The following is a 12103-nucleotide window of genomic DNA, read 5'->3' on the forward strand; positions in this document are numbered from 1 at the left end:
CGCTTGCGGGAGAGGGGAGCAAGCCGGCGCAGGCGAAGGCGTACGAGCTTGCCACTATCCCCCGCATACGCTCCCCTCGCCCGCTTGCGGGAGAGGGGAGCAAGCCGGCGCAGGCGAAGGCGTACGAGCTTGCCACTATCCCCCGCATACGCTCCCCTCGCCCGCTTGCGGGAGAGGGGTGGGGGAGAGGGCGGGAGCTTCCACGAAGTGAAGCGCGACCGCCCGTCCTGAACCGCTCAGGCCGGCGCGAACACCGGCACCGGCGCCCCGTCCACGCTGGGCGCGAACCTGACCTTCACCTTCTGCCCGATGCGAACCTCGTCGAGATCGCAATCGACGATATGCGTCATCATGGTCACGCCCTCGTCCAGCTTCACATAGGCAATGCAGTACGCCTGCGGGCCAGCCTTGCGCGTGACGCTGTAGGAGTAGATGGTGCCGCGGCCGCTGGCGGTCTTCCAGACCGTATCGCCCATGCAGAACGGGCACAGCGTGCGCGGATACCAGTGCGTCTTGCCGCACGACTGGCAGTGCTTGACCAGCAAGCGGCCTTCGCGCGCGGCCTGCCAGAATTCGATGTTGTCGGGCTGTTCGTCCGGGGCCTTGTAGGCCATGGGAGTGTGTGGGGTCGTCATGTCAGTTGCTCCGGCGATCGTTCATTATTCACGCTCGAGGATCAGGGTGGCGCTGCCGTGGCGCGAGCCCAGGTAGCCGCCGGTGCCTTGCGCCAGCGCCAGGTCGCAGTTCTTCACCTGCACCGCCGGATGCGCTTCGCCGCGCAGCTGGCGCACGGCTTCGATCACCTTGGTGATGCCGCCGCGGTTGGCCGGGTGGTTGTTGCACAGGCCGCCGCCATCGGTATTGAACGGCAGCTTGCCGACACCCGAGATCAGGTTGCCGTCGGCCACGAACTTGCCGCCTTCGCCCTTCTTGCAGAAGCCCAGGTCTTCCAGCTGCATCAGCACGGTGATGGTGAAGCTGTCGTAGATCGAGGCGTACTTGATGTCGGCCGGGGTCACGCCCGCTTCCGCGAACGCGGCCGCGCCGGAAAATTTCGCGCCCGACCAGCTCAGGTCGACCTCGCCGCCCAGCTGGCCCTTGACGTATTCGCCGGCGCCGACGATCTTCACCTTCGGACGCTTGAGCGTGGCCGCGATCTCGGGCCGCGCCACGATCAGCGCGCCGCCGCCGTCGGACACCACGCAGCAATCGAGCTTGTGCAGCGGGTCGGCGATCAACGGCGAGTTCAGCACCTCTTCCACCGTGACCACGTTGCGCAGCATTGCGTGCGGGTTGTGCTGCGCGTGGTGCGACGCGGCGACCTTGACCCATGCCAGCTGCTCGGGCGTGGTGCCGTATTCGTACATATGGCGCATCGCCACCATCGCATACAGGTTGACGGTGACGGGACTGAACGGCGCCTCGAACGGGGCGTCCGGCAGGTTCGCGCCCCAGTTGCGCGCCTGCGTGCCGGTCGAGCCTTCCGAGCGCGGCCGGCCCGCCAGCGTGATCAGCGCCACGTTGCACTTGCCGGCGGCAATGGCCTGCGCGGCGTGCGAGACATGCACCAGGTAGGCGGAGCCGCCGGTATCGGTGGAGTCCACATGGCGCACCTTCAGGCCCAGGTAGTCGATCATGTTGGTGGCGCCCAGCCCCGGCGCATCGCCGGCGCAGAAATAGCCATCCACGTCCGCCAGGGTCAGGCCGGCATCGGCCAGCGCGCCGCGCGCGGATTCCGCGTGCAGCTGCGCCACCGACTTGTCCGGCGCCTTGCGGGTCGGGTGCTCGTAGGCCCCGACGATATATGCCTTGCCTTTGATGCTCATGGGAGTCTCGTCTTGCTTGGGATTGATATTGGGTAAGTTCAGAAGCGCATCTGCACCAGCCAGATCGCCACCATGGCCGGCCGCTCGCTGCCTTCGACCTGCATCTCCACCTTCCAGTGACAGCGCACTTCGCCGGGGCGGACCTCGTCGAGCTGCTGCAGCGTGAACGCGCCGCGCACGCGCGCGCCGGCCGGCACCGGGCCGGTGAAGCGCAGCCGGTCGAAGCCATAGTTCAGCGCCAGCTTGCGGCCCGGGAAGGCAAAGCACTGCGCGAACGCCGCCGACACCATCGACAGGATCAGGAAGGCGTGCGCCACCGTGCAGCCGTAAGGCGAATCCGCCGCGGCGCGCTCGGGGTCCACGTAGATCCACTGCCGGTCATGGGTCAGCTCGGCAAAGGTATCGATGGCGCCCTGCCCGATGGAAAAATACTCGCTCACCACGGCTGGCGCGGCGCAAAGGGCGCGCAGGTCGTCGAGCGATGCAATGCTGTGCATGGGGCTCCTGTCGGTCCAGGACTCGGCGGGCGCGATCGCGCGTGATCGGGCCCGGCGGGCGGCTGTCTCCGTTTCGTTCTTTGATACTGAATCCTGGTGCTGTCCGCAGCTTGCGGTCGAGTGTAGCGACGCCGCCGAAGCAGCGTCCAATATCGTTTGCCGCGCGATTGATAAACAGCGTTTATCGACCCACCCGGCGCGCGCGGTTGCTCAGGGGGCGCGCCGCACACTAAGATGTGGCTCCCGCAACCCCGCTGACCCCATGGAACTGCGCCGCATCCGGCACTTCGTCGTGCTGGCCGAGACCCTCAATTTCCGCCGCGCGGCGGAGCGCCTGCATATCGCCCAGCCCGCGCTGACGGTCTCGATCCAGAAGCTCGAATCGGAACTCGACGCCACGCTGTTCGTGCGCGAGCCGCGCGGGGTTACGCTGACCGAGACCGGCCGCGCCGCGCTGGCCGAAGCCCGGCGCATCCTGTTCCATGCCGGCCAGTTCAGCGAGCTGGTGCAATCGGCCAGCAGCGGCATGGCCGGCACCTTGCGGGTGGGCTTTGTCGGCACCACCACGTCGCACCTGCTGCCGCGGCTGGTGACGCGCTTCCGCAATGAATACCCCGGTGTCGAACTGGTGCTGCGCGAAGCCACTTCGACCCGCATCATGCAGTGGCTGGAAGACGAGGCGCTGGACGTGGGCCTGGTGCGCACGCCCCTGCTGACGCCGGGCAATACCGCGCTGGCGCTGCTGGAGCGCGACCGCTTTGTCGCCGCCCTGCCGCGCAGCCATCCGCTGGCGGGCAAGCCGTCGCTGACGCTTGCCGACCTGGCGCAGGAGCGCTTTGTCATGTACGAGCAGAGCGAAGCCTCTGGCCTGCGCAGCGCCGCGCTGTCGGCATGCCAGATGGCCGGCTTCCAGCCGCGCGTCACGCAAGAGGCCACGCAGGTGCAGACCGTGCTGGCGCTGGTGGAGAGCGGGCTGGGCGTGGCGCTGGTGCCGTCGATCATGCAGCGCTTTGCAAACGACCGGATGGTGATCCGCGACCTGGCGGGCTATCCGGACAGTGCCGGTATCGGCCTGGCGCTCACCTGGCTGCCGGCGCACGACAGCCCAGTGGTGCGGCATTTCCGCGAAGTGGCGTTGTCGGAATTCGCGGTGGATGGCGGCAACGAGGAGCGTGGCGCGCCCTAGCCTGCGGAAGGCTATTCGCCCTCCTCTTCCGCCACGCTCAATGTCAATCCTCCGGCAGGCAGCGGCAGCGCCGTTCGGTACCGCACCTGCTTGAGCGCGAAGCTCGACCGGATATTGGACACGCCCGGAATCTTGGTCAGCTGCTCCAGGATAAAGCGCTCCAGGCTCTGCATGCTGGGCACGACCACGCGCAGCAGGTAATCCGCGTCGCCGGTCATCAGGTAGCACTCCATCACTTCGGGCCGCTTGTCGATGGCCGCCTCGAAGCGGCGCAGCGCATCTTCCACCTGCTTTTCCAGGCTGACCTGGATAAACACGTTGATGCGCAGGCCAAGTGCCTCCGCATTCAGCAGCGTGACCTGCTGCTTGATCAGCCCCATTTTCTCCAGCGCCTTGACACGGTTGAAGCAAGGCGTCGGCGACAGGTTCACGGCGCGCGCCAGCTCGGCATTGGTGATGCGGGCGTTCTGCTGCAACTGGTTGAGGATGGCGATATCGATGCGATCGAGCCTGAGCGAGGTTTCGTTCATGATGTAACAATTCCGGATTTCGACGTTTATTGAGAATTTTTATACTGCGATACCCGGTTCAGGCAAGGTAATTCAGACACATTCTCTGCGGTTCCAGGCGTAACCTTGTTGGCATCGGCGGGCTTTGACGGGCATGCCGCCACAGACAAGCAATACGGACAGGAGCGGTGCCATGACTAACCTGGCAAACGGTGTGCAATCGATGCTCGCGCTGCCTTCGGCCAACGAGGACAGCGATCCCCAGGAAACGCGCGAATGGCTGGACGCGCTGGAAGGCGTGCTGGCGCATGCCGGCAGCGCGCGCGCCAGCTTCCTGCTGCGGCGCCTGGCCGCGCACGCCGCGACACAGGGGTTACCGCCGCCCGGTGCCGGCCCGAGCGCCTATGTGAATACGATCCCGGTGCAGGCGCAGCCGCCCTATCCCGGCGAGCTGGAAATCGAAGCCCGGCTGGGCGCGGCGCTGCGCTGGAACGCGCTGGCCATGGTGGTGCGCGCCAACCGCGCCTATGGCGAACTGGGCGGCCACATCGCCAGCTATGCCTCGGCGGCCGATCTGTTCGAAGTCGGATTCCACCACTTCTTCCACGCCGACAGCGCCGAACAGGGCGGCGACCTCGTCTATTTCCAGCCGCACTCGGCGCCCGGCGTCTACGCCCGCGCCTACCTGGAAGGCTTCCTCGACGAAACCCACCTGCAGCACTACCGGCGCGAGATCGGCGGCCCTGGCCTGTGCTCCTACCCGCATCCCTGGCTGATGCCGGACTTCTGGCAGTTTCCTACCGGCTCGATGGGTATCGGCCCCATCAATTCGATCTACCAGGCGCGCTTCATGCGCTACCTGCAAAACCGCGGGCTGCAGCCGGCGTCGTCGCGCAAGGTCTGGGGCTTCTTCGGCGATGGCGAGATGGACGAGCCCGAATCGATCGGTGCCCTGTCGCTGGCCGCGCGCGAGCAGCTCGACAACCTGGTGTTCGTCATCAACTGCAACCTGCAGCGGCTCGACGGGCCCGTGCGCGGCAACGGCCGCATTGTCGATGAGCTCGAAGCGCTGTTCACCGGCGCCGGCTGGAACGTGATCAAGGTGCTGTGGGGCTCGGACTGGGACGAACTCTTCGCGCGCGACCGCTCCGGCGCGCTGGTGCGAGCCTTTGCGCAGACCGTCGATGGCCAGTTCCAGACCTTCTCCGCCAACGACGGCGCCTATAACCGCGAGCACTTCTTCCAGCAGAACCCCGGGCTCGCCGCACTCGCCGCGCACCTCAGCAACGACGACATCGACCGCCTGCGCCGCGGCGGCCATGACCTGCGCAAGCTGCACGCCGCCTACGCGCGCGCCATGGACCACCGCGGCCAACCCACCGTGATCCTGGCCAAGACCATGAAGGGCTTCGGCATGGGCGCGGTGGGCCAGGGGCGCATGACCACGCACCAGCAGAAGAAGCTGGAGCTGGAAGACCTGAAGGCCTTCCGCGACCGCTTCCAGCTGCCGCTGTCGGACGACGACGTCGCCAACCTGCGCTTCTACAAACCCGCCGACGACAGCCCGGAAATGCGCTACCTGCACGCACGCCGGGCCGCGCTCGGCGGCTACCTGCCGCGGCGCCGGCAAGCCGCCACCACCGCGCTTACGGTGCCGCCGTCCGGCCAGTGGGCCAGCTTCGCGCTGGCCGCGGAAGGCAAGGAGATGTCGACCACCATGGCCGTGGTGCGCATGCTCGGCAGCCTGCTCAAGGACGCCGCGCTGGGACCGCGCATCGTGCCGGTGGTCGCTGACGAGGCGCGCACCTTCGGCATGGCCAACCTGTTCCGGCAGGTCGGCATCTATTCGCCGCTGGGCCAGCGCTATGAGCCGGAAGATCTGGGTTCGATGCTGTACTACCGCGAATCCACCGGCGGGCAGATCCTGGAAGAAGGCATCTCGGAAGCCGGCGCGATCTCCTCATGGATCGCCGCGGCCACCGCGTACAGCGTGCACAACCTGCCGATGCTGCCGTTCTACATCTACTACTCGATGTTCGGCTTCCAGCGCATCGGCGACCTGATCTGGGCCGCAGCCGACCAACGCGCCCGCGGCTTCCTGATCGGCGCCACCTCAGGCAAGACCACGCTCGGCGGCGAAGGGCTGCAGCACCAGGACGGCACCAGCCACCTGGCCGCGTCGACCATCCCCAACTGTCGCGCATGGGATCCCGCTTTTGCCTATGAAGTGGCAGTGATCGTGGAGCACGGCATGCGCGAGATGGGCGAGCAGCAGCGCGATGTCTTCTACTACGTCACCGTCGGCAACGAAAACTATGCGCAGCCGTCAATGCCGCAGCCGGCCGATGCCGTGCGCGACGGCATCCTGAAGGGCATGTATTCGCTGATGCCGCAGCGGCGCGATGCCAGCCAGGTCAACCTGCTCGGCGCGGGTGCCATCCTGCCCGAGGTAATCGCCGCCGCGCGCCTGCTTGAAGATGACTGGGGCGTGGTGGCACAAGTATGGAGCGTGACCAGCTTCACCGAGCTGCAGCGTGACGCGATCGCCGTAGAACGCAGCAACCGCTTGAGCGACCAGCATGCCCGCTCGTATGTCGAAACGGCGTTGGCCGGGTCGAACGGCCCGGTGATCGCCGCCACCGACTATGTGCGCGCGGTGCCGGAGCTGATCCGGGCGTGCGTGCCGGGGCGCTACGTGACGCTGGGCACCGATGGCTTCGGGCGCAGCGATACGCGGCAGGCACTGCGCGCATTCTTCGAGGTGGACCGGTATTCCGTCGTGGTGGCGGCGCTGCGGGCGCTGGCGGATGACGGCAAGTTGCCGGCCGACGTGGTGCGCGCAGCGCGCGAGCGCTATGGCAAGTCGGCGGACAAGGCCGCGGCATGGCAGGTCTGACGCATCGCATGCCCGCGATTACCCGCGGTCGTTACGCCGTCATTGCCAGCGCCAGTTCGCCGTACTGGCAAGAACCGGGGCGGGCGCTGTAGCGCCGCCGTGGAACCCGGCTGACTTTCTCAGGCCGCTGACTTCCGTCACCGACACTGCAATGCCGCTGCACGCCCGTGATCCGACCCGCAGTTCGCGGCCAGCGAGTCGATCAAAGGGCAGCATTCCTCGGTGCCATTGGCGTGGCATTGTCCGATCAGGCGCTTCAGTTCCGCGCGCATCCGCTGCAAGTCCCTCAGTCTGTCCTCCACCAGGCTGAGCTTTCGCTCGGCCAGTGCGCGGGCCGTGCCGCACTGGCCATGGTCCTGCTGCAGCAGGACTCGGACTTCATCCAGCGTGAACCCGAGCGACTGAGCCTGGCGGATGAAATGCAGCCGCTGCAGGCTCTGCTGCGAATACTGGCGACTGGCGCCATGGGCCCGCTCCGGGACCGGCAGCAGCCCGCATCGATGGTAGTAACGTACCGTCTCCACGCCAACGCCAGCCGCCTTGGCCAGCTTCCCGATCGTCAGTGTGCGCTCCATCGCTTGACTCCGTACCTTGGTACGGACCTAGCCTATGCCAAAGCTGCGCCTAAGGGAAGGGATTGCATTGCGACCGCAGAATGACGGCGGCCGCCATACGTAGCGGTATCTCTTGAAAGGCCATCATGCCATCGCGCATCATTCGTGTTCTGCCCGCGGAGCCTGGTTGGACTTTGGAGTTCAGCGGCCTCGATATCAAGCCTCAAAGGTTTCCGACCATGGAAGCGGCAATCGCGGCCGGTTGGAACGCGGCCAGGCGGCAGAACGCCGAACTGCACATCCATCGTCATGACGGGGATGTGCATCTGCGCAGCGCCTGCGGCGACAAGTAACAGGAGCAGTAGCGGTGATGCCGCCCAACGGCGGCCTGTCAGGGCGTGCAAAGGGAGAATGGCTTCGCGACGGCAAGTCCATGGAACGCCGGCTTGACGTTCCGCCGACTGTCACACAGCTTGCTGCGCTGCCGGCATCGGTTCGCGCGATCGGACAAAAAAGCCGACGCCAGCCATCACCGCCACCGCATTGCCCGCGACATAGCCATAGACGGCGCCACGTGCCCCAAACATCGGGATCGCGATGAGGTCCACCACGATCATGGTGGACAGCACCAGAAACCATTTCTCCACCAGCCAGCCTGGTCTGCGCAGATAGACCACCAGCAGCGTCAGTGCGGCATCCAGGAACACCAACCCGGATGCCATCGCCGACAGCCTCAGCAGGTCAGCTGCGGCCTCATAGTGGTCACCGTAGATCAGCGCAATGATCCAGGGTGCGCAGACTGCGAGCATCGCACCCCCGACGATGCCAGCCGCCAGCATGCCGGCCGCGACGTACAGCACATTGCGGCGTACCTGCGCAAAAGTCGGCTGGGCATAGATCATCAGCGGTGCAACGGAGCTTGCCACGATGGAGCCGAGCAGCATGAAGTTGTCCAGCACCTGCATGGAGGCGGCATAACCGCCCAGCTCGAACAGGCTGATGTGCGGCTTGAGCAGCAGTTGATCGATACGCTTCGCCAGCAGCATCAACATCAGGCTGACCCAGAATACCGCCCCGTCCCGCAACAGCCTCCTGGCCAGACGGACATCGATGCTCACCGCCACGCGAGGGCTGCGCTTGCGGTAGTGGCGGGCAAGCAGCGACGCGCATATCAGGGCCTCGCCGGCGAATACCCATGCAAAGGTCGGCGCCGCGTGGGAACCCGCCAGGTAGAGTGCCCCGATTGCCGCCACCCGGAAAGCCAGGCCGATCATGCCGAACACAACAGCGGGCCGGCTGTCGGTGCGCGCCTGTAGCCACGCCCGGATGGTCCCGAAGGGTTCGTTGAACAGGATGGGTATGCCAATGATGATGGCGGTCAGGACGATGACCTCGTCCTTCTCTGTCAGCGCCACGACCGCCATCACGATCAGATAGCCCGCGATGGCCGCAGCTTCGCGCAGGGCAAGCACATGGACAAGCAACCTGTGCTGGGCGGCGGGAGCCCGGTCGGCAACCAGTCGCGGAACCACCACTTCGGCCCCACAGATCAGTGCAACCGATGAAGCAATCAGCACCAGCGACTGTGCGTACTGGAACTCGGCAAAGCCTTCCGGCCCGAGGGCGCGCGCAATCATGCCGATACTGGCGATTCCGAACAAAACCTGCAGACCGCGCTCCAGCACCAGCCAGAGGACGTTCCGTGCCATCTGCATACGCATTGCTATGCTCTCCCGGTCAACATCCACAACAATTGGATAGCCGGCGCGACCACAGGGTGCAGGATGCAAGGCCATATCACTAGCCCGCGCCGGTAAGCGAGCCTTTCGCACAGGTCATATGAGGAAAGGCCGATCGACTGTGTCGCGCACGGCAATGCGCCGGGATCGCTGCGTCAGTTGCGCGCCGCTTAACGCGCAACTGGATGCCGTCCCGCCGTCACCGGACCGGACGCGGGGGCGGATGCGGGAGGTGGAAGTAGGGATCCGGGAGCGTGGAAGCAAGGAATAGCGGATCCGTCTGGCTATGCGTGGAAGCGGGCGGCTCCAGTACGTCTGGCAACGCCGCGCTCAAGCTTGTGCCGTAGTCAAAATCCAGTTGATGCGCAAGCGATTCGCCGCCGCCACCCTGGTGGATGGTCCCGTCTTCGTCATGGTGATGCAGGACATGCTGTGCATGTTCCACCATATGCTCGAGCATATGATCCGGGGCGTGCGTGAGGTGCCCCCACGCTGCAGAAAGCACCTGCAAGGGCAAGATCAGCACGAGAAGGAAGGCCACAATGCGGGACATGGGGAGAATTCTAGCCAGGCGCCGGCCGGTGCTTCGGCGCGTTTTGAGCGTTAACGCACCAACAGGGCGCTGCGAGGATCTATCCGTTTTCGGCACCCTGCGTCTGCGTGCCAATGCAAATCAGCGGGCTGAGCACCTTCAGCGCCACGACCGAGGGGGCTTCCAGGGGCAGCGGCGCGGGGTCCCCGGACATCCCTGGCAGTGACGGTGAGGAGCGCAGCCAGGCGAGGCATGCTCCGCATGTCCCAAATTGACAAACAAATGTCCCCGTAAAGCAAGCGAGCTCGCTTCGATCGCCCGATACTCCATCTCCAAGCAGGCCTTGACCTGCATGCGGATCCACCAACTGCTGGAGACATGGAAATGGAGATCAGGCAGATCACCCCGGCCATCGGCGCCGAAATCACAGGCATCCATCTCGGCGACGCGGCGCGTGACCCGGCGCTCTTCGCCGACATCAGGGCAGCGCTGCTCAGGCACCGCGTGCTCTTCTTCCGCAAGCAGGACATCACGCGTGCCGAGCACGTCGCGTTCGCCAGCGCCTTCGGCAACCTGGAAGACCATCCCGTGGCCGGCAGCGACCCGGAGCATCCGGGGCTGGTGCGCGTCTACCGCAGCGACAACCCGCACAGCTACGAGAACAACTACCACTGCGACGGCCTCTGGCGCCCGAACCCTGCCATGGGCGCGGTACTGCGCTGCATCGAATGCCCCGAGATCGGCGGCGACACCATCTGGGTCAACATGGTGAAGGCCTACGAGGAACTGCCGGACGACATCAAGGTGAAGGTCGATGGGCTGCGTGCCCGCGCCAGCATCGAACAGAGTTTCGGTGCAGTCATGACGCCCGAAGCGCGCGCCAAGCTCGCGCAGGACCATCCGCCGGTTGAGCATCCGGTCGTGCGCACGCATCCGGAAACCGGCGAAAAGGTGTTGTTCGTCGGTGCCGGCTTCTCGACCTACTTCACCAACTACAGCACGCCGGCCAACGTGCGGCACGGCATCGACAAGGCGCCCGGCGCGGCACTGCTGCTCAACTACCTGATCAGCCGCGCCACCATTCCCGAATACCAGGTGCGCTGGTCGTGGCAGCGGGGTGACGTCGCCGTGTGGGACAACCGCTGCACGCAGCACTACGCGCTCAACGACTACTGGCCCGCGCCGCGCAAGATGGAGCGCGCGGCCATCGTCGGCGATATCCCCTACTGAACCGAAGCCGCCCCCCGACCCGGAGACTCCCCATGAACTTCCTCGATGGCCACCTCTTTCCCGAAAACCAGCAGCCGCTGATCATTACGGCCGCACCCTATGCCCCCGGCTGGCTGCCTTCCGATTTCCCGGAAGACATACCGGTCACCATGGACGCGCAGATCCAGAAGGCCGTGGACTGCTACAACGCCGGCGCCACCGTGCTGCACCTGCATGTGCGGGAGCTGGACGGCAAGGGCTCCAAGCGCCTGTCCAAGTTCAACGAACTGATTTCCGGCGTGCGCGCCGCGGTGCCCGACATGATCATCCAGGTGGGCGGCTCGATCTCCTTTGCCCCCGAGGACGACGGACAGGCGGCCAAGTGGCTGTCGGACGATACCCGCCACATGCTCGCCGACCTGGATCCCACGCCGGACCAGGTCACGGTGACGGTCAATACCTCGCAGATGAACGTCACCGATCATGCGGAAGACGCTGACTTCCGGGGCACCTCGCGCGAAGACATGGCGCTCTTCGACGCGTACAAGAACATGACGGTGCCCGCCAATCCCGGCTGGGTGGAAGAGCATGTGCGCCGGCTGACAGCCGCCGGCATCCAGAGCGAATTCCAGTGCTACAACATCAATAGCCTGGAGTCGGTGGAGCGGCTGATGCGGCGCGGCTTCTACAAGGGCCCGCTGAACCTCAACTGGGTGGCGATCGGCGGCGGCATGGACACCCCCAGCGTCTACAGCCTGGCCAACTTCATGCGCGCCGTGCCGGATGGCGCGGTGGTGACGGTCGAGAGCAATGTGCGCAACGTGCTGCCGGTCAATACGATGGGCATTGCCATGGGCCTGCACGTGCGCTGCGGCACCGAGGACGTGCTGTGGAACCCGCGGCGCACGGCAAAGCAGGGGACCGTGGACCAGATCGAGCAGTTGGTGCGCATCTCCCGCGAGCTGGGCCGTGACATCGCCACCGCCAGGGAAGCCCGCGAGATCTGCAGGATCGGCGTCTTCTACGACACGGTGGAAGAGTCGCTGCGGGCCAACGGCTTCGCGCCCAACCGCAACGGCGGCACCCAGGGTTTCCTGCGCAAGACCCAGTAAGCCGCACTCCCCCGTTGACACGGCCCGCCAACAGGGCCGAGGG

General features: G+C 65.8%; 12 protein-coding genes. 5 read left to right on the forward strand and 7 right to left on the reverse strand.

Features of this window, described 5'->3' with window-relative positions:
• Positions 1–236: 236 nt before the first annotated feature.
• The 3 genes from ACIP1U_RS26065 to ACIP1U_RS26075 are packed head-to-tail and all read right to left on the reverse strand — an operon-like array spanning position 237 to position 2323.
• Complete coding sequence (locus ACIP1U_RS26065) at positions 237–635, reverse strand: Zn-ribbon domain-containing OB-fold protein (protein ID WP_400321303.1); 399 nt, start codon at positions 633–635, stop codon at positions 237–239.
• A 24-nt stretch (positions 636–659) separates the two neighbouring features.
• Positions 660–1826: a thiolase domain-containing protein gene (locus ACIP1U_RS26070; RefSeq protein ID WP_400321305.1), complete on the reverse strand. Its 1167-nt coding sequence runs from the start codon at positions 1824–1826 to the stop codon at positions 660–662.
• 38 nt (positions 1827–1864) lie between these two features.
• Entirely contained in the window at positions 1865–2323 is a 459-nt protein-coding gene (locus tag ACIP1U_RS26075) for a MaoC family dehydratase (protein ID WP_400321308.1), read from the reverse strand.
• Positions 2324–2585: 262 nt separating this feature from the next.
• Here ACIP1U_RS26075 and ACIP1U_RS26080 point away from each other — a divergent pair, with 262 nt between their 5' ends.
• Positions 2586–3509: a LysR family transcriptional regulator gene (locus tag ACIP1U_RS26080; protein WP_400321310.1), complete on the forward strand. Its 924-nt coding sequence runs from the start codon at positions 2586–2588 to the stop codon at positions 3507–3509.
• A gap of 11 nt (positions 3510–3520) precedes the next feature.
• Here ACIP1U_RS26080 and ACIP1U_RS26085 read toward each other — a convergent pair whose 3' ends face one another.
• Positions 3521–4039, reverse strand: a complete 519-nt coding sequence (locus tag ACIP1U_RS26085; RefSeq protein WP_116318818.1) for an Lrp/AsnC family transcriptional regulator — start codon at positions 4037–4039, stop codon at positions 3521–3523.
• 172 nt (positions 4040–4211) lie between these two features.
• Between ACIP1U_RS26085 and mdeB the strand changes: the two genes are divergently transcribed.
• Positions 4212–6914 carry an alpha-ketoglutarate dehydrogenase gene (gene mdeB / locus ACIP1U_RS26090; RefSeq protein ID WP_400321312.1) on the forward strand — a complete coding sequence of 901 codons (2703 nt, stop codon included), beginning with the start codon at positions 4212–4214 and terminating at the stop codon, positions 6912–6914.
• A gap of 137 nt (positions 6915–7051) precedes the next feature.
• On the opposite strand, the gene ACIP1U_RS26095 is transcribed toward mdeB, so the two are convergent.
• Positions 7052–7489 (reverse strand): MerR family transcriptional regulator, encoded by a 438-nt coding sequence (locus tag ACIP1U_RS26095; protein ID WP_400321315.1) that lies wholly within the window; start codon positions 7487–7489, stop codon positions 7052–7054.
• A 125-nt stretch (positions 7490–7614) separates the two neighbouring features.
• On the opposite strand from ACIP1U_RS26095, the gene ACIP1U_RS26100 reads away from it, so the two are divergent.
• Positions 7615–7821 carry a DUF2188 domain-containing protein gene (locus tag ACIP1U_RS26100; RefSeq protein WP_400321317.1) on the forward strand — a complete coding sequence of 69 codons (207 nt, stop codon included), beginning with the start codon at positions 7615–7617 and terminating at the stop codon, positions 7819–7821.
• Between the two features lie 111 nt (positions 7822–7932).
• Here ACIP1U_RS26100 and ACIP1U_RS26105 read toward each other — a convergent pair whose 3' ends face one another.
• On the reverse strand, positions 7933–9189 hold the full coding sequence (locus ACIP1U_RS26105) for an oligosaccharide flippase family protein (protein WP_400321319.1): 1257 nt from the start codon (positions 9187–9189) through the stop codon (positions 7933–7935).
• 217 nt (positions 9190–9406) lie between these two features.
• The gene (locus ACIP1U_RS26110; RefSeq protein ID WP_400321322.1) at positions 9407–9760 is read right to left on the reverse strand and encodes a hypothetical protein; all 354 of its coding nucleotides are present in this window, start codon (positions 9758–9760) and stop codon (positions 9407–9409) included.
• A 363-nt stretch (positions 9761–10123) separates the two neighbouring features.
• Here ACIP1U_RS26110 and ACIP1U_RS26115 point away from each other — a divergent pair, with 363 nt between their 5' ends.
• A complete protein-coding gene (locus ACIP1U_RS26115; RefSeq protein WP_400321325.1) occupies positions 10124–10969 on the forward strand; it encodes a TauD/TfdA dioxygenase family protein in 846 nt (281 codons plus the stop codon).
• A gap of 32 nt (positions 10970–11001) precedes the next feature.
• Positions 11002–12060 (forward strand): 3-keto-5-aminohexanoate cleavage protein, encoded by a 1059-nt coding sequence (locus ACIP1U_RS26120; RefSeq protein ID WP_400321326.1) that lies wholly within the window; start codon positions 11002–11004, stop codon positions 12058–12060.
• Positions 12061–12103 lie beyond the last annotated feature (43 nt).

This window comes from Cupriavidus sp. NPDC089707 (genome assembly GCF_044748965.1).
GTDB lineage: Bacteria > Pseudomonadota > Gammaproteobacteria > Burkholderiales > Burkholderiaceae > Cupriavidus.